At 71.3% G+C, this 18,198-nt stretch carries 12 protein-coding genes; 3 read left to right on the forward strand and 9 right to left on the reverse strand.

Annotation, left to right across the window (positions count from 1 at the left end; translation table 11 throughout):
* Positions 1-44: 44 nt before the first annotated feature.
* From ACH4C6_RS19700 to ACH4C6_RS19725, 6 genes are all read right to left on the reverse strand, one after another.
* Entirely contained in the window at positions 45-1,589 is a 1,545-nt protein-coding gene (locus ACH4C6_RS19700) for an RNA polymerase sigma factor (protein ID WP_398109858.1), read from the reverse strand.
* A 517-nt stretch (positions 1,590-2,106) separates the two neighbouring features.
* Complete coding sequence (locus tag ACH4C6_RS19705; protein ID WP_398109859.1) at positions 2,107-2,994, reverse strand: FadR/GntR family transcriptional regulator; 888 nt, start codon at positions 2,992-2,994, stop codon at positions 2,107-2,109.
* A gap of 161 nt (positions 2,995-3,155) precedes the next feature.
* Entirely contained in the window at positions 3,156-5,150 is a 1,995-nt protein-coding gene (locus ACH4C6_RS19710; protein ID WP_398109860.1) for an ATP-binding cassette domain-containing protein, read from the reverse strand.
* A 129-nt stretch (positions 5,151-5,279) separates the two neighbouring features.
* Entirely contained in the window at positions 5,280-6,038 is a 759-nt protein-coding gene (locus ACH4C6_RS19715; RefSeq protein ID WP_398109861.1) for an NUDIX domain-containing protein, read from the reverse strand.
* 131 nt (positions 6,039-6,169) lie between these two features.
* Complete coding sequence (locus ACH4C6_RS19720; protein WP_398109938.1) at positions 6,170-8,089, reverse strand: glycogen debranching N-terminal domain-containing protein; 1,920 nt, start codon at positions 8,087-8,089, stop codon at positions 6,170-6,172.
* Between the two features lie 552 nt (positions 8,090-8,641).
* Positions 8,642-10,315: a DUF4192 domain-containing protein gene (locus tag ACH4C6_RS19725; protein WP_398109862.1), complete on the reverse strand. Its 1,674-nt coding sequence runs from the start codon at positions 10,313-10,315 to the stop codon at positions 8,642-8,644.
* Positions 10,316-10,527: 212 nt separating this feature from the next.
* Between ACH4C6_RS19725 and ACH4C6_RS19730 the strand changes: the two genes are divergently transcribed.
* Together ACH4C6_RS19730 and ACH4C6_RS19735 are read left to right on the forward strand one after the other, a co-directional pair.
* Positions 10,528-12,693, forward strand: coding sequence for a RecQ family ATP-dependent DNA helicase (locus tag ACH4C6_RS19730; protein ID WP_398109863.1), 2,166 nt, complete (start codon positions 10,528-10,530; stop codon positions 12,691-12,693).
* 414 nt (positions 12,694-13,107) lie between these two features.
* Entirely contained in the window at positions 13,108-13,713 is a 606-nt protein-coding gene (locus ACH4C6_RS19735) for a hypothetical protein (protein WP_398109864.1), read from the forward strand.
* Positions 13,714-13,955: 242 nt separating this feature from the next.
* On the opposite strand, the gene ACH4C6_RS19740 is transcribed toward ACH4C6_RS19735, so the two are convergent.
* From ACH4C6_RS19740 to ACH4C6_RS19750, 3 genes are all read right to left on the reverse strand, one after another.
* Positions 13,956-14,585 carry a hypothetical protein gene (locus tag ACH4C6_RS19740; protein WP_398109865.1) on the reverse strand — a complete coding sequence of 210 codons (630 nt, stop codon included), beginning with the start codon at positions 14,583-14,585 and terminating at the stop codon, positions 13,956-13,958.
* A 68-nt stretch (positions 14,586-14,653) separates the two neighbouring features.
* Positions 14,654-15,355, reverse strand: a complete 702-nt coding sequence (locus tag ACH4C6_RS19745; protein ID WP_398109866.1) for a ribonuclease HII — start codon at positions 15,353-15,355, stop codon at positions 14,654-14,656.
* Between the two features lie 82 nt (positions 15,356-15,437).
* A complete protein-coding gene (locus tag ACH4C6_RS19750; RefSeq protein WP_398109867.1) occupies positions 15,438-16,058 on the reverse strand; it encodes a TetR/AcrR family transcriptional regulator in 621 nt (206 codons plus the stop codon).
* A gap of 188 nt (positions 16,059-16,246) precedes the next feature.
* On the opposite strand from ACH4C6_RS19750, the gene ACH4C6_RS19755 reads away from it, so the two are divergent.
* Positions 16,247-17,794, forward strand: a complete 1,548-nt coding sequence (locus ACH4C6_RS19755) for an MFS transporter (protein WP_398109868.1) — start codon at positions 16,247-16,249, stop codon at positions 17,792-17,794.
* Positions 17,795-18,198 lie beyond the last annotated feature (404 nt).

The following is an 18,198-nucleotide window of genomic DNA, read 5'->3' on the forward strand; positions in this document are numbered from 1 at the left end:
CCGGTCCCTCGCGGGGAACCGGGCCTTGCGCCGTGTGCGGACGATCAGTCGAGGTAGTCGCGCAGCACCTGGGAGCGCGACGGGTGGCGCAGCTTCGACATGGTCTTCGACTCGATCTGGCGGATCCGCTCACGCGTGACGCCGTAGACCTTGCCGATCTCGTCGAGGGTCTTCGGCTGACCGTCGGTGAGACCGAACCGCATCGAGACCACGCCGGCCTCACGCTCGGAGAGCGTGTCGAGGACGGAGTGCAGCTGCTCCTGCAGAAGCGTGAAGCTGACCGCGTCGGCCGGGACGACGGCCTCGGAGTCCTCGATGAGGTCACCGAACTCGCTGTCGCCGTCCTCGCCCAGCGGAGTGTGCAGCGAGATGGGCTCGCGGCCGTACTTCTGGACCTCGATGACCTTCTCGGGGGTCATGTCGAGCTCCTTGGCCAGCTCCTCCGGGGTGGGCTCGCGGCCCAGGTCCTGGAGCATCTGGCGCTGGACGCGCGCGAGCTTGTTGATGACCTCGACCATGTGCACCGGGATACGGATGGTGCGGGCCTGGTCGGCCATGGCGCGGGTGATCGCCTGCCGGATCCACCAGGTGGCGTACGTCGAGAACTTGTAGCCCTTGGTGTAGTCGAACTTCTCGACCGCGCGGATCAGACCGAGGTTGCCTTCCTGGATGAGGTCCAGGAACAGCATGCCGCGGCCGGTGTAGCGCTTGGCCAGGGAGACCACCAGGCGGAGGTTGGCCTCCAGGAGGTGGTTCTTGGCGCGGCGGCCGTCCTCGGCGATGATCTCCAGCTCGCGCTTGAGCTTCGGAGCCAGCTTGTCGGCGTTGGCCAGCTTGTCCTCGGCGAACAGGCCCGCCTCGATGCGCTTGGCGAGCTCGACCTCCTGCTCGGCGTTGAGCAGGGGCACCTTGCCGATCTGCTTGAGGTAGTCCTTGACCGGGTCGGCGGTGGCGCCGGCGGCCGCGACCTGCTGCGCGGGGGCGTCGTCCTCGTCCTCGTCGGACAGCACGAAGCCCGCGGCCTCGGTGCCCTCGGGCTCCTCGCCGGCCTTGCCGGGGACTGCCTCCTCGAGCACCTCCTCCTCGAGGATCTCGGCGTCGTCCTTCTTGCCGCCGGTCTTCTTCGCCGCCGTCTTCTTGGCGGTCGCCTTCTTCGCGACCGTCTTCTTGGCGGTGGTGGTCTTCTTGGCGGCCGCCTTCTTCGCGGCGGGCGCCTCTTCCTCGCCGGCGGGCTCCTCTGCGGGCGCCGCCGGGGTGGCGGTGGCAGTGGCCTTCCGGGTGGTCACCGCCTTGGCCGCGACCGTCTTGGCGGCGGTGCGCTTGGCGGGGGTCTTCGCTGCGACGCTCTTTCGGGTGCGCTTGGGCTCTGCGGCACTGACCATCAGCGTCACACCCTCTTCCTCGAGGATCTGGTTGAGGCTGCGCAGTACGTTCTTCCACTGAGTGGCCGGAATCTGGTCAGCTTCGAAGGCCCGACGCACGTCATCGCCGGCGATCTGCCCCTCAGCCTTTCCCCGCTCAATGAGCGCCATGACAGAGACGGACTCGGCGATCTCCGGCGGGAGCGTACGGGATGTGCTGGCCGACACGAACAACCTCTCGGAACGTTGGAAAACGGCTTCCGGCCCCATCCACGGGGGACAGGAGCCGACCGCCGGCTTGGGGATGGGCCGACGGTGCGGGCGGGGGCCGGGGAAGATGCACAGCGCCGTGAACGACGTCCGTATTCCCTCCGCGGCTGTCACCTCTTAGGTCATCGCGTTCTTCCCGCGAGCGTTACGCCTAATCTCCGTGGCCCGAGTCACACCCCGTAAGCGGACAAAAACGGTCAGACGCGAGCACATGAGGTCACCTACGGTACCGGCCCGGCCAGCGGCGAAGCCAAGACTCCGCAGCGCACCGGCCGAGAACGGGCGGGGCCCTCAGCGGAAGCACACGGGGGAAGCCCACAGGGGAAGCCGCGACGCCCGGGGCGAAGGCCCCCGTACCGTCGGACCCCGCCGGATCCATGGCGATCCGGCGGGGTCCGAAGGGGGGCGGATCACCGACTGGGCACTGCCACAGGAGGGGGGTGGCACACCCGGCCGCGCCGCCCGCGGAACGAGGTCAGTGCTCGCGCGGGGCGGGCACCACCCGTTCCACCTCGGGGTGGACCGTGAGCAGTTGGCGCATCGCCGCCTCGGCGCCCGCACCGTCGCCGGCGGCGAGGGCGTCACAGATGCGGCCGTGGTGGGCGAGGGAGGCCTCGTTCGGGCGGTCACAGCCCGTGACCGGGCCGCCGGAGACCTGGAGGGCGGCGGACACGATGCCCGACAGGTGCTCGAGCATGCGGTTGCCCGCGACCTGGATGAGCATCGAGTGGAACTCGGCGTCGGCACGGGAGAATGTGAGCGCGTCACCCTGTGCCATCGCGTGCCCCATGATCTCGACCATGTCCGTCAGGCGCTGCTGGACGTCCTCGCGCCCGTGGCCGGCGGCGAGGCGGGCGGCAAGCGGCTCGATCGTCCAGCGCAGCTCGCTCAGCTCGCGACGCTGGTCGTCGCGCTGCGGACCGAAGGCACGCCACTCGATGATGTCCGGGTCGAGGAGGTTCCAGTCGCTCACCGGACGCACCCGCGTACCGACGTTCGGGCGGGCGCTCACCAGGCCCTTCGCCTCAAGGACGCGCAGGGACTCGCGCACGACGGTGCGGGAGACCTCGAAACGCTGGCCGATCTCCTCGGGCACCAGGGGACGGTCGGCCCCCAAGTCGCCGGAGACGATCATCTGACCCAGCTGCTGGACGAGTTGGCCGTGCAGTCCGCGGCCGCGGCTGCCCGCGGCGCGCCGGCCCACGCGCCCCAGCTCGTGGTCCGCTCCGTCCCAGGCAGGCACCCCGACACGGTCGACGGCGGGCGCCTCCGCGTAGGGGTAGCGGTCGAGTTCGCCCGGGTTCGCGAGGCCGGAGTCGGCGGAGCGGGCGGCGGTCATCATGGTGTGCGCAAGGGTACTCACGCATCCTTTGTCGGCGCCGTCTCCAACTCCCTTGAGGTCTTTGGTGAAAAGCACACGAAAGGGTGATCGCTCACCCCGTCGCAATTGACGCCTTATCGGAAAGAAATGGGCGTTCTGCGGGGAGTTGTGCGCATGGCCGAACTAAGGGTCACGGACAGTCGTCATCCGAGTCTGCTGCGCAACGAGGTGAACAGGTAGGCGCAGAGCAGTGTGGCCAGCGACAACGTCAGCGCGCCACCGACCGGTTGGGAGACCATGCCGAACGCGACCTCCAGGTACCGCTCGCCCCCGAACGGCCACCGTGGAAGGAAGGCCTCCCGAAGCCGAGCGGGAAGTCCGGCCGCGGTTCGCACGGACGGGCCGGTCACGAGTTTGTGCACGACGGGCACGACGAGGAGGGGGACCGCAGCCACGGCGGCGAGCCCTGCCGAGGTGGACCGGAAGACCCCTGCCGCCAGCACCCCTGCCCAGGCGCAGCCGACCACGAGGCCGATCCACCCCGCACCGAGCGCGGCCCAGCCGGCGGGAACGCGGGCGAGTTCCGGGCCGTAGACGAGGTGGAGCACTTCGGCGTCACAGCCGACGGTAAGCACGGCCAGCATCAGGGCGGTGATCGAGGAGACGGTCAGTTTGGCGGCCAGCAGACTCAGGCGGCGGGGGACGGTGCCGCGGTCCGCCGCGAGGGCGGGGTGCCGGAACTCGTCACCGAAGGACAGTGCGCCCAGCAGTCCCGCGCCGAGTGCCGCGGGCGGCAGGGGGAGCTCCCGCGGCCAGGCGGCGAGCAGACGCGGCTGCGGCGTGTGCCCGATCCGGGCCAGTACGACAGCGGTCACGGCGGAGACGACGAGGACGACGGCTCCGGTGAGGAAGCCGGTACCCACTCCGGCGGCACGGCGGATCTCGTAGCGCAGCGGGCGGAGGGGACTGGGCGCGGAACGGACCGAGATGGGGGGCGGGAGAGGGGGGAGCTGGTCGAGGGTTCGGATTCTGGGAGCGGGGGGTTGTGCGTTACTCGGCTCTGCGTCTTCCGTGGTGGGCCGGCGGTCGGGCGTCGGGCACGACGCGGGGGCCACCGCTGTCCGTCCCCTCTCGTCACCAGCGACCCGGTGAGTGCCGGCATCGTCGAGTGCGCTGCCGTCGGAAGACGCCGAAGGTGTGGGCGTGGGCGTGTGCCCGGGCGTGAAGGCCGGCGGCCCGGCAGGCGAGGGCTGAACCTCGGGACCAGTGCGATCCGGTTCGTGGCAGGGCGTCGGCCGCGCATGGTCGACCGTTCCTGCCCCTGGGCCCATGTCACCGATCTCGTCGGCCAGTTGATGCACCAGGATGCCATGACGGAAAGCGACCTCGCCGACGTCTGCGCAGCTACTGCCGTAGACGGACAGGCGGTTGCCGTCTTCGCGGACGACCTCGACGGAACGTCGCGCGGTGCGCGCCTGCTTGGCCAGCAGGGTGGCCAGACGCGCCGCGTGCGGACTGCGTACGGCGACCCGGGGACGGAGCCGGGTGCGTGCGAACTCCGCGGCTTCCTGATCGGCCACGAGCATGCCCTGTTCGAGCGTGACGACGTGATCGGCGTCCCGAGCGGCCTCCTTGGGGTCCGCTGTGGTGAACAGGACCGTTCCACCCTGGGCGGCATACGCCCGCAGCGTGGTGTGCATCCAGGTGCTCTCACGGGTCGAAAGCCCGTCGGTCGGGCCGTCCAGGACAAGGGTGTGCGGGTCGGCAAGGAGCGCACACGCCAGGCCGAGCCGGCGGTCCATGCCGCGCGAGAGCGTGCCGAGGCGCTCGTCGCGCAGACTCACCAGCCCGACGGCCTCGAGGACTTCATCCGCTCGCCGGACCGGAACGCCCGCGGCCGCGCACAGCATGCGCAGATGCCCGCGGACCGTACGGGCCGGGTGCCCCGGTACATCACCCAGCAGCACGCCGACCTCTCGTGAGGGGTGGGCGATCCGGTGCAGTGGACGGCCCCGGAAGTGGGTGATGCCACGGCCTTGTTGGAGTTCGAGCATGAGTCTGAGCACCGTCGTCTTGCCGGCGCCCGGCGCTCCGAGCAGCGCGGTGACGCGGCCGGCTCGCGCCTCGAAGGAGACGTCGTCGGCTGCGGGCGGAAGCTCTTTGCGGCGGTTGCTGGTCAGTCCGAAGGCCTCGATCACCCGCAGCAAGATAGCGCGCTATGTCCCCTTTTTCGGGCACCGCGAGGCCCGCGCAGGGCATGGTGGACGGCGGATGCGAACCGCTGCGAGCGAGTATCGCATCGGTGTCGCGTCCGCCCGTGTCGCCGGTCAGACTTCGGGGCGCAGCATCGGGGGGTTGAGCAGCGTCGCGCCACCGGCGCGGAAGAGCTGCGCGGGGCGCCCACCCTGGCGGGTGGTCGTCCCACCGGTCGGGACGAGGAAGCCCGGGGTGCCCGTGACCTTGCGGTGGAAGTTGCGGGGGTCCAGCGCCACACCCCAGACCGCCTCGTACACCCGGCGCAGCTCCCCCACGGTGAACTCGGGCGGGCAGAAGGCCGTCGCCAGCGACGAGTACTCGATCTTGGAGCGGGCCCGCTCCACGCCGTCCGCGAGGATCTGCGCGTGGTCGAAGGCGAGCGGGTCGACCACATCCCCATCGCGTCCGTAACCGCCCTGCTGCAGCAGTTCCTCCACCGGTGCCCATCGCGCGTTGCTGGCGTCGCCGCCCGCTCGGGGCGCGGGCAGGTCGGGAGCGAGCGCGAGATGCGCGACGCTCACGACCCGCATCCTGGGGTCCCGCTCGGGATCACCGTAGGTGGCGAGCTGCTCCAGATGCGCGCCGTTGTCCTGGGCGGGAGCGGACGGGTCGTGGACCCGCAGCCCGGTCTCCTCGGCTAGTTCGCGCGCAGCGGCCTGCGCCAAGTCCTCGTCGGCCCGTACGAAACCGCCGGGCAGCGCCCACCGGCCCTGGAACGGCGGTTCGCCCCTGCGTACCGCCAGCGCACAGAGGGCGTGGCGACGCACGGTCAGCACGACCAGGTCCACGGTGACGGCGAAGGGCGGAAACGCTGACGGGTCGTAGGGCATGCGGCGATCATAGTCGTCTGCCTGACGATAAACACTCCCTTCGCCGGTTCCCCCGGCCACTGATCCACTTCCGGGCCGTACGGGTTGCGCCGTCCGGTGACAGGTGCCTGCCGGTGACGGGTCTTGGCTGGTCACACCCCCAGTTGCAGTCCGTCGGCCGCCTCCTCGACCATGGCGAGACCGAGTCGGCTGACCCGCACGGAGAAAGGTGCTCCGGCCACCCGCAGTCCCGTGAAGCCGATCTCGCCCAGGGGCGCGCTGCGCATCGGCCGGAGGGTCACGGTGCCGGCCGGGGCGTCCGGGCGGATACCGGCCAGTGTGGTCAGCAGCAGGACCCCTGCCGCCGCCGGGATGGCCGCGGGGCGGCAGGCCGCCGGGTGCGGCAGAGGCGTGCTGCCCTGCATGCGCTGCTCCCCCGCGTACATCTCGGGCAGGCGGTAGGCGAAGGTTTCCGCGGCAGCGAGGACGCCGTGCAGCAGCGCGTCCGCCTCCTTCTCGTACGCCGCGGCGGCCAATCCCGCCACTGCGAGTGCTGTCTCCTGGACGCGTACGGCACCGGCGCGGTGGCCGAACGGGTTGTAGCCGGGCTCCTTGACCCCCAGCCCGCGCAGGCCCCAGCCGGAGTCCATGGCGGGGCTTCCCAGCAACCGGGCAAGGTTCTCCGTCTGCACCTTGTCGAGCAGGCCGGGGGCCGGCTCGCCGCGCCCCAGCAACCCGGTGTCGAGGAGGTGGACGGTGGAGGCGCCCAGACAGGGCACGGGTCTGCCGTCAGGGGTGCGGGCCGCGGCAGGCCGGCCGCCCGCTCGATCGTCGATCCAGAAGTCCCGCCGGAAGGCGGTTCGCAGGGCTTGTGCCCACTGCCGCAGTTCCTCCGCGCCCGTCCGTCCGCAGGCATCGAGGAGGTCGGCGCCGAGCAGCGCTGCTCGGTGGGCATGCGCCTGTGTCTCGCAGCGGACGAGTCCGCCCGGGTACGGGTCGCGCAGATACACGGCGTCGCCTGCGGATCTCCGCAGCCAGTTCAGACAGCGCTCGGCTGTGGGCAGCAACTCCCCCGTCTCCTGCTCGGGGAGTCCCCAGCGGCGCGCTTCGGCGAGCAGCACGGGGAAGAGCAGCGTGGCCTCCGTCCCCGTGCAGTGCGGCGGGAGGTGCGGGCCGGCGTCCCGTCGTAGTCCCGGGATCATCCCCGCCTGCGATCCCGGGCCGGCGAGTTGCGTGCGGGCGAGGGCGCGCAGCGTGCCCCCGGCCAGGCCGGTCCCGAGCGGAAGCGCCATCCGGGCCGCCACGAGCGCGTCGGCGGGAGCGGGGCCGCACCGCCAGGGGACTCCGGCGGCGAGGTGAAGGTCGGCAGGGTGTGCGGCGTCTCGCAGCAGCAGCGCTTGCAGGTCCTCGATGCTCGTCCGGAGGAGAGTGGCTGCTCTGGGATCGTCGCCCTCTGCGCGTGCGGCGGCGAGGGGGCTCGTCGCCGCACGACCCGCGGTGCGCAGCGGCCCCGCTCCGTCCGGCCGCACCCGCAGCTCCACACTCGTGCTGCCGCCCGCGGGCAGCACGAGTTCCCACCGCAGCAACCCCGTCGAGGCAAGGGCGTCCGCGGGCGGTGGTTCGGCGGTCACGGTGGCGTTGCCTGCCGCGCAGGACCAGCGCAGACCGGAACCGTGAACGCTGGCGGGCAGTTCCGGTCCCGCCTCGCCCGAGGCGATGGCCCGCAGGTCGGCGAGGTCCGTGCCCAGCGTCACTTCGACCGGTACCGGCAGCGGCCGACTCGACGCACTGTGCAGGGTGATCCGCTCCGTGCCGTCCGCGAAGCGGGTGCGCTCGACGAACACGTCCGGGTCGGGGCCGGTCTGCGCGGTCGTGCGCAGCGTGCCGACGAACCGGGCACGGTCGGCCGCGGCCAGCCGGGCCTGTACGGGGAGAGGCTCCTGCCCGGCCACACGGACCTCGCAGCGCGAGAGCACCCGGCGACCGGCGCGGTAGAAGCCCTCCAGACCGCGTCCGGTCAACTGCCCTCCCTCCGTCGAGATGGCCAGCCCGGGCAGGGCCACGCAGATCATGACCGAGTGGGCAGGGGGCAACTCGTCAGGGTGACCCGGTCCTGCCACGACTCCGCGCCGGGGTGGGGTGCTGACGGCAGGGCGTATCGCGGCAGCACCCATGGGGGTTGGGCGTCTCGTCCGGGTCAACGGGCTGGTCGGCGGTGGCGGGTGGCTTCCCGGACCTCCCGAACCCCCCGGGCTTCCCGAACCCCCCGGACCTTCCGGACCTCCCGAAGCAGAAGGGCCTGGTGTGATGGGGTTCTGACGGGAGGGGGACCCGGCTGGGGAGAAGTCGTCAGGGGCGGAGGAGTGCGGAGTCCGCTGTGACATCGAAAGGCTTCCTCTGCGCTTTGTGTGCCTGGATCGCGTTCCACGCCGGCGCCTGAGGGCTCCGACGGAGCAGGGGCGGAGCGGCGTCGCATCCCGTCCAGGTGTTCCGCCACTCAGGTGAACGGTGCGTGCTGCCCTGGAGTCACGCTCGTGGTCCCGACCTGTGACTCCCGCAGCCTCGACACATGCCTTGCGCAGTCCCGGCCTGTGGCTGTCTGTCGGGTTGGCCCGGGTGGGTGCTCATTCCTCGTCCTCGAGACGGGGGCCTGCGCTCGCGCCGAGGGATCGGCCGGCATCCGCCACAGTCGGGCGCCGACCGGGCCCGGGCCCCGCCGTACCAGCCGGTGTGCGGCCGGGACGTCGGGTGTCCTGGCCACGACTGTCCGGGAGGGCGCGGCCGGGAGTGGTGTCGCGAGCGGGACGTGCCCGCCGACGGCGTCGTACGGGCCGCTGGGTTGTCGACGACTCGTCCGTGGCTGTGTCTGCTCCGAGTGACCTCTGGCTGCCGACCTGGACGCGGCCGTCCTCGCGGCGTTGGTCTCCCACGTCCTGGCGCTGATCACGAGTCTGGCTCTGATCACCTGTCTGGCCCCGATCACCCGTCTGGCCCTGATCGCTCGGCTGCGGGGACGTGCCGGTGGCCGCGGCTGGCGTACGACCGGTGCGCTCCGATCGCAGGCAGCGGCGGATGGACTGGGGGTCCAGGCCTTCGTTGCAGGCCTGGTGCAGCAGGCGGGCGAAGAGGTAGTCGGGGTCCGCGCCCAGAGCCATGGCGAGGGCTTCCCGGGCTTCCAGTTCATCGCCGGCCGACCAGGCGACCCACCCGGCGAGGGTGAGGGGCGCGGCGGCGTGCTCGCCGTAGGGCCCCACGCATCGGCGGGCGAGTGTCCGCCACAGGCGCAGGGCGCAACCGGCTTCGTCGCCCTCCATCCACTCGGCCGCACGGTCGCGGGTCGAGCGGTCCTGCAGGCCCAGGACCAGTTTCGCGGCCTCGTCGCATCCCAGCAGTTCGTCGTCACGGAGGTCCGCCAGCAACGTCCCGGACACCGGCTCTGACGTGGCGAAGCGGTCGAGGGTGGCGGCTGCCAGTGCCAGCGTCTCCTCGGCCACTGCGGTCCTGCCCGCTTCGTCCAGGATGCGCGGGACCAACTCCATGCTGGCCCGGTCGAGTGCGGCCTCCTGCTCCAGGGCGGCCGCGTTCTCCCAGGGCAGCAGTCGGGCCCGCAGCTCGCGCAGGGTGCCGCGTACCTGAATGCCGGCGTAGGTGGCGGCGGCAGCCAGCACGGAAGTGCCGGGCAGGCCCATGGAGGCTCCCTCGGGCGAGCAGCAGTCCGCGTTGTCACAGCAGTAGGACCAGTAGCGTCCGTCCGAGATGCACAGTGCCTCGACCACCACGGCGTCGAGGGAGCCGCACTCGGTCCGCAGCCTCTGCGCCAGAGGCCGCAGCCGCTCCATGACCTGCCGTCCGGTCTCGCCCCTGGCCGGCTCCTGGCAGAGGAAGGCGACCATCGACTCGGGGCGGTTTCCCCGACGCTCGCTGCCCCTGACCAGGCCGTGGGCGAGTTGCCGTGCCGCGGACGGCCAGTCGTCCGCGCTCTCCGGGATCCCGAGCCGGGCCCGGCCGCCGAACCGTCCGCGTCCGTCCCTGTCGTGCAGCGCGACCAGCACGATGCTGTCCTCGGGGCGGTAGCCGAGGAGGTAGGGCAGGGCGTCGGCGAGTTCGGCCGGGGTGCGCAGGGTGACCTGGTGCTCGCCGGGCCCGTCGTAGGTGGTGTCCGCTGCGGGCATGCCCGGTCCGTCTCCCCGCCGCCGCTCCGGTACGCCGCTCGTGTGTCCGCCGTGCCCCACGTGCTGGGTCCCTTCGGTGATATCGCCGTTATCGGAGGATCCAGTCGCTTCGCTGTGGTTCGTCATGCGGAGACGATCTCGCGGAATGCGATCCTTCGCTTGAGCCTGTGGATAAGTCTGATCAGGGACACGCCAGCCCGACGCCGGCTGTCCCCTCGCCCGTGAGAGGGTCGGGCGTGCGCGCCCTGACATGTGAGACCCGGCACGGACCGGACGCGCACGCCCGTCGTCCCCGCCACCGGCTCGCGCTGTCAGTGTGGTCCTGTTGTATGGGACGCATGGAGCACACGAGCAACGCGGAACTCCGGGCGGCGGCCGACACGGTCCTCGCCCGTCTCGTCGGCGACCCCTCCGGCAAGGCCCGGCTGCGTGAGGACCAGTGGCGGGCGATCGAGGCGCTGGTCGCCGACAGACGCCGCGCCCTCGTCGTCCAGCGCACCGGCTGGGGCAAGTCCGCCGTGTACTTCGTGGCGACCTCGCTGCTTCGGGCGCAGGGCAGCGGCCCGACCGTCATCGTGTCCCCCCTGCTCGCCCTCATGCGCAACCAGGTCGAGGCCGCGGCCCGGGCCGGCATCCATGCCCGGACGATCAACTCCGCCAACACCGAGGAGTGGGACGTCGTTCAGGACGAGATCGCAGCGGGCGAGGTGGACGTCCTGCTCGTGAGTCCCGAGCGGCTGAACAACCCGGACTTCCGGGACCAGGTGCTGCCCCGGCTCGCCGCGGCCACCGGCTTGCTCGTGGTGGACGAGGCGCACTGCATCTCCGACTGGGGGCACGACTTCCGGCCGGACTACCGCCGGCTGCGCACGATGCTCGCCGACCTCCCGGCCGGTGTGCCGGTGCTGGCGACCACCGCCACGGCCAACGCCCGCGTGACCGCCGATGTGGCGGAGCAGCTCGGCACGGGAGGCTCCTCGGACGCCCTCGTGCTCCGGGGGCCGCTGGACCGGGACAGCCTGAGCCTCCATGTGCTGCGGCTGCCCGACGCGGCTCATCGGATGGGCTGGCTCGCCGAGCATCTCGACGAACTGCCCGGTTCCGGCATCATCTACACGCTCACCGTGGCCGCGGCCGAGGAGGTCACTGCCTTCCTCCGCCAGCGCGGACACACCGTGGCCTCCTACACGGGCAAGACGGAGAACGCCGATCGCCAGCAGGCCGAGGAGGACCTGCTCGCCAACAAGGTGAAGGCGCTGGTCGCCACCTCCGCCCTCGGTATGGGCTTCGACAAGCCCGACCTGGGTTTCGTGGTGCACCTCGGCTCGCCCTCGTCCCCCATCGCCTATTACCAGCAGGTCGGACGTGCCGGTCGCGGCGTGGAGCACGCGGAGGTGCTCCTGCTGCCGGGCAAGGAGGACGAGGCGATCTGGAAGTACTTCGCGTCGCTCGCGTTCCCGTCGGAGGAGCTGGTGCGCCGTACGCTCGACCTCCTCGCGCAGGCGGAGAGGCCCCTGTCGTTGCCCGCGCTCGAACCCCTGGTGGAGCTGCGCCGCTCCCGTCTGGAGACCATGCTCAAGGTCCTCGACGTGGACGGAGCCGTCAAGCGCGTGAAGGGCGGCTGGACCGCGACCGGACAGCCGTGGACCTACGACGCGGAGCGCTACGCGTGGGTGGCGCGCCAGCGCGAGGCCGAGCAGCAGGCCATGCGCGAGTACGCGTCCACGACGGAGTGCCGGATGGAGTTCCTGCAGCGCCAGTTGGACGACGAGGGGGCCAAGCCGTGCGGGCGATGTGACAACTGTGCGGGACCGCGCTTCACGGCGGACATGTCCGATGAGGCCCTCGACGCGGCGCGTGTGGACCTGGGCCGGGCGGGTGTGGAGGTGGAACCCCGCAAGATGTGGCCCACCGGGCTTCCGGCGATCGGAGTGGATCTCAAGGGACGCATCCCGGCCGGTGAGCAAGCCGGGGCGGGGCGGGCGCTGGGCCGTCTGTCGGACATCGGATGGGGCAACCGGTTGCGTCCCATGTTGGCGCCCCAGGCGCCTGACGGTCCTGTGCCGGACGACGTGGCGAAGGCCGTGGTCGGCGTGCTGGCCGACTGGGCCAAGGGCCCCGGCGGCTGGGCTCCGGGCGTGCCGGACGCGCAGCCCCGGCCGGTCGGCGTCGTCACGGTGGCCTCCCGCACGCGACCCGAGCTGATCCGTTCGCTGGGAGCGCGCATCGCGGAGATCGGACGTCTGCCGCTGCTGGGCGCCGTCGAGCACACGGGCGACACCCAGCCGGTCTCCCGCAGCAACAGTGCTCAGCGTCTGAAGGCACTCGACGGCGCTCTCACCGTGCCGCCCGCCCTTGCGTCAGCCCTGGCCGACACCCCGGGCCCGGTCCTCCTGGTCGACGACTACACGGAGACCGGCTGGACCCTCGCGGTCGCGGCCCGTCTGCTCCGACGCGCCGGCGCGCAGGGGGTGTATCCCCTGGTCCTGGCAGTGCAGGGATGACGAGGCGGTGGTGCCGCGCCGGACGGTTTCGGCCCGTGACCGGCGCGGCCCGGGGGGCTTCCCGGACATCCTTCGGCCGCACGGCACAAGCGCCGTCTCGCGTCGTCTCACACAGTCTCGCGCCGCAGGACGCGCACACCCCTGGACGCCGGCCACTCCCGTGGCGTACGAACGTATCGGGCTCGAACGCCCCATGGGTGGCCCGGTGCCACACGCGGCGGGGATATTCACCGCGCATCATCAGATAACGGTCTGCTGCCTCAATTGCTCGTTGCCGCATTCAAGTTCGACAGGGACAATTGAGGTCCGCTCCCCGCACGGCTCGTCCGCCGCTCCGGCAGGGCTTCGCCGCGGTGCGCGCTCCCAGGAATCCGACCCCGCCCGCAGTGTGGGCGCGTAGCCGAAGGGAGGACCGTGACCTTCGGATTCGCTCCGGCAGCGGCGCCGACGCCCGCCGCCGCCAACCGCTTGCTCGAGCCCGCGGAATGGGCCGCCGCCGGGATCCCTCTGCTGCGCAACCCGCGCGAGGTCGTCAGCGGACTGCACGCCCGGCATCATCCCCAGCCGGCGACCGCGGTCCTCGCCGTGCTCGATCCGGACGAACGCCTGCGCGCCAGCGCCTCGTTCGTCCGCCGCCCCGCACCCGCCGACGGCTGGATGTTCCGCAACGTGCTGCTCGCCCAACTGCGCCGGATCATCCCGCACGACCTGCGCCGCCGCACGCCGGTGCGCACTGCGGTGCTGCTCTACTGCCGTGAGGGCGACGCCCGTTGGACGGCGGAGGACGGCGCCTGGATGTGGGGGCTGCGCGACGCCTGCACGCTGCATGGGCTGCGCTGCGGTGCCTACATCACGCTGACCCGTGACGGTTGGCAGGTTCTCGGCGAGGGGCGTGGCGGGCGCCGCCCGCACTCGGGTTCGGAACCCGAGCCCTTCGCGACGTCCGAGGCGCCGCCGCCTGCACCACGTGCCGGTGGGGCCGCCTCCGAGATCCTGCGGCGTGCGGCAGCCGCGCGCTGAACGTCCGACGGGCCGCCCCGGATCCGACCGGGGCCACCTCGTCTCGCACGCACGGCTTCCCGGACCCGTCGGCGGTCGCGCCCAGAAGACAGACCGAGCGCCTGGGGCGGCCCCTGATGGACGCCCCACCGAACTGCCTGTCAATCCGCGAGCACACCGAACCGGCCACCCTGCGAAGCCGCTGCGGTGCCGACACAGCGGCCCTGTCCCGACGCCGGCCGGAACGAATGCCCTGCTAGGGGTCAGACGCCCGCGCCGAGCACGGAGTTGATCCGCTGCGGGTCGCCGCAGACGATCAGCAGGGTCTTGGCCCGGGAGTGCGCCAGCGACAGCGCACTGACCGCCGCGGGCTCGTCGCCGCCGTTGACGGCGACCACGACGACCGGGCGGGACGCGGCACGGTTCGCGATGGTCGCGTCCGTGTAGAAGACGTCGTCACCGGCATCGTGCTGGGCCCAGTAGGAGGCGTCACCGAACGACAGCTCGTGAGCGGCCCACGGATGCTGCTCACCGGTCGTGATCACGAGGACCTCGCCGGGGGCTCGACCGGAGTCCAGCAGCAGGTCCACGGCTTCCTCGGCAGCGTCGAGCGCGCCTTCGACGGAAGCGGGGATCAGCTGGATCTGCGGTCCGGCGGAAGTCGCCGGGCTGGGGACGGGGCCCGCCGGAGCGGGCTTGGCGGCCACATCACGCGGTGCGCGCTGCGCCGGCGGCGCGGGCCGGAGAGGCCCTGGACGACCGGGACGCGGCGGCGCCGCGGGACGGGGGCCGGGTACGGGGCGGGGGGTCGGCGCGATGCGGCCGCTGGCCGGAGTGGCGCGGGGACCCTGGGCACTCTCGTGAATCTGAGGCTCCTCGGGAATGAGAGGCATGAGTTGATTTTTATCAAACACTGGTACGACCCGCGTCAGCGGGTGGTGCATGCGCACGAACGAATCGGTCAGAAGTCGAAGCCGAGCTGACCCTCGATCTCCGGAACGCTTCCGTCCGCCCAGCTGCGGGCCTTCTTGAGGTGCCGCCACTGGGGCAGCGCATCAAGATACGCCCAGGACAACCGGTGGTGGGGAGTGGGACCCCGCTCCGCCAGTGCGGCCTTGTGCACGGGTGAGGGATACCCGGCGTTGTCCGCAAAACCGAAGTCTGCATGGTCGATACCCAGTTCGGCCATCATTTTGTCGCGCTGGACCTTGGCGATCACCGAGGCCGCCGCGACCGCCACGCACGACTGGTCACCCTTGATCACCGTGCGGACCCGCCACGGCGCACCGAGGTAGTCGTGCTTGCCGTCGAGAATGACCGCATCGGGACGGATGGGCAGGGCGTCCAGAGCACGCCCCGCCGCGAGGCGCAGCGCGGCAGTCATGCCGAGAGCGTCTATCTCCTCGGGGGTTGCGTGCCCCAGGGCGAACGAGGTCACCCAGGTGCGCAGTTCCTCGGCGAGCAGGGTGCGCCGCTTGATGGTGAGCAGCTTCGAGTCCGTGAGGCCCTCGGGTGGGCGGCGCAGTCCGGTGATCGCCGCGCAGACGGTGACGGGACCGGCCCACGCGCCGCGCCCCACCTCGTCGACACCCGCAATGATCTTCGCTCCGGTCGTGGCTCGAAGGGAGCGCTCGACGGTGTGGGTAGGTGGTTCGTACGGCATGGCGCACCTACATTACGCCGCTCCGCTCCCCCGGCGACACCCCGGTCGGCCTCCGTCCGGCCGCAGCCCCGGCGGCAACGCCTCAGCCGTCGGCCGGACGCAGGAGCGGAACCATCAACTGGTCGATCATCTCCTCGACTTCACGATCCTGCCATTCGCAGCCGCACATCTTGGAGCGGTACATCATCATCGCCGGAATGGCGTCGAAAACGTAGCCGTTGGCAGCCTCGGGGCGCACTTCCCCTCGCTCGATCCCTCTGTCGATGACCGCACGCAGCATCTTCAGGGTGGGCTCCACGACCCCGTCGAAGATCACAGCATGGAAGCGTTCCGCCTGAGCCGTGTCGCATTCGTGAATCACCGAGCGCAGCGCGAAACCGGGCCGGGAGAACATCGCGTCGCGGGCCCGCAGGCACAGCGCGAGGAGGTCCTCACGCACACCCCCCTCGTCCGGCGTCTCGTCGAACTGGGGCAACCCGGCGCGCAGGGCGTCGGCGACCAGGTCCTCCTTGGAGGGCCAGCGACGGTAGACCGCGGCCTTGCCGGTCTGGGCGCCGACCGCGACGCCCTCCATCGTCAGGCCGTTCCAGCCGACCGTACTGAGCTGCTCCAGAGCGGCGTCGAGGATCGCGCGTTCCAGTACGGCACCGCGCCGGCGGGCGGTCGTCTGAGCGGGAGCGTCCGCCCAGCTGGGGGTGACCATCTGTCTCTCCAACGAACAAGGGAAACGGGGACTTCGGGGATGGGGGACAACGCGCCGTGCGGCCACAACGGGGGACATGCCGAACGACGACGCCGCGAGTGAACGCTTGCGTTCACTGTCGGGGACTCACTACGGTTGACGCGACAGTGAACGCGAGCGTTCACTAAGGCACTCGTGGGGGACCCATAGTGACAACCTCTCCATTGCTCCATAAGCAGAAGCCGGGCGCGGCCCGCCGGGAAGGACGCCCCGGCATCGCACTCACGGTCATCGCGGCCTGCCAACTCATGGTGGTACTCGACGCGACGATTGTGAACATCGCGCTCCCGCACATTCAAGATGCGCTCCAATTCAGCACCACCGACCTCACCTGGGTCGTCAGCTCCTACACGCTCACCTTCGGCGGTCTGCTGCTCCTGGGCGGCCGCGCCGGTGACATCCTGGGCCGGCGCCGGGTCTTCATGACCGGCATCCTGCTGTTCACCCTGGCCTCGCTGCTCGGCGGACTCGCCCAGGAACCCTGGCAGCTGCTGGCTGCACGTGTCCTGCAGGGTGTGGGAGGTGCGATCGCGTCGCCCACCTCGCTGGCCCTCATCACCACCACGTTCCCCGAGGGTCCTGAGCGCAACCGGGCCTTCGGTGTCTTCGCCGCGGTCTCCGCGGGCGGCGGGGCCATCGGCCTGCTCGCGGGCGGCATGCTCACCGAGTGGCTCGACTGGCGCTGGGTCCTCTTCGTCAATGTGCCGATCGGTGTGCTGATCGCCGTACTGACACCGCTCTACATCAATGAGAGCGAGCGACACACCGGCCGGTTCGACATCGCGGGTGCGGTGACGTCGACCGCCGGTATGGCGTCCCTGGTCTACGGCTTCATCCGAGCCGCGGACGAGGGGTGGCGCGACAGCCTCACCATCGGGTCCTTCGCTGCCGCCGTGGTGCTGCTGGCGGCCTTCGTGATCATCGAATCCCGGGCCAAGGAGCCGATCACTCCGCTGCGGATGTTCGCCGACCGCAACCGCTCGGGCACCTACGTGATCATGCTGAGCCTGGCCGCGGCGATGTTCGGCATGTTCTTCTACATCGTGCTGTTCGTGCAGAACGTGCTCGGATACACCCCGATCCAGGCGGGCCTCGCCTTCCTTCCGGTGACGGTCGTGATCGCGCTCGGCGCAGGGCTGTCGCAGCGCTTCCTGCCGGTGCTCGGCCCCAAGCCGTTCATGCTCGCGGGCACGGCGCTCGCCACGATCGGCCTCGCCTGGCAGGCACTGATCAGCTCGGACAGCTCGTACGTCAGCGGGGTGCTCGGTCCGATGCTGGTGTTCGGCTTCGGCATGGGCCTGAACTTCGTGACGCTGACGCTCACCGCGGTGTCCGGCGTCGCACAGCACGAGGCCGGCGCCGCCTCCGGACTGCTCAACACCATGCAGCAGGTGGGCGGTTCGCTGGGACTGTCGATCCTCACGACCGTCTTCGGCACGGCGACCAGGAACGAGGCCGAGGAGCAGCTTCCGCACTTCATGGCCGAGGGGTCGGCGGAGCAGAAGGCGGAGTTCGCGACGACTCACCAACTGCCCGCCCCATGGGGTCACGAGGTACTGGCCCAGGGCATCTCCGCGGCCTTCATACCGGCGGCCTCGATGGCCGTCCTCGCCCTGATCACCGCGGCGGTGGTGATCCGGGTGCGCAAGAGCGACTTGGAGGCGCTGTCCGGCTCGGCGGGACCGGGCATCGGCTGAGCGGAACCCGTTGCGGACCGGCTTCAGCGGCTCGCCGGCGGGTCTCACAGAGGCCTGGCGGCGGCTGCCGGGCCGGTCCGCCTCCAGGGGCGGACGGCCACCTCCGTATCCGAAGACGCGCGGCACGGGCACCCGGCGGGTCCCGGCCACCGTAGCGCAGCGCACAGCCAGCGCGACGGCCGCCCTGCAAGAGCGCAGAAAGAGCAACAGCACCTGCATGACCACCCCCTGCTTTCGCGTGCGACACCGTGCTCCACAATCGGCCCGCGGACCCCGAAGGCCCACTCAGCCGATGTCATGACAACGCACGGTCGATCACGCAGAGTTCCCGGTGCGCACGCAGAGTTTCCGGTTCGTGCGCAGGGTTCTCGGCGCGTACGCAAAGTTCCCGGCGTACACGCGTA

The sequence above is a fragment of the Streptomyces sp. NPDC017943 genome, assembly GCF_044328425.1.
GTDB lineage: Bacteria > Actinomycetota > Actinomycetes > Streptomycetales > Streptomycetaceae > Streptomyces > Streptomyces djakartensis_A.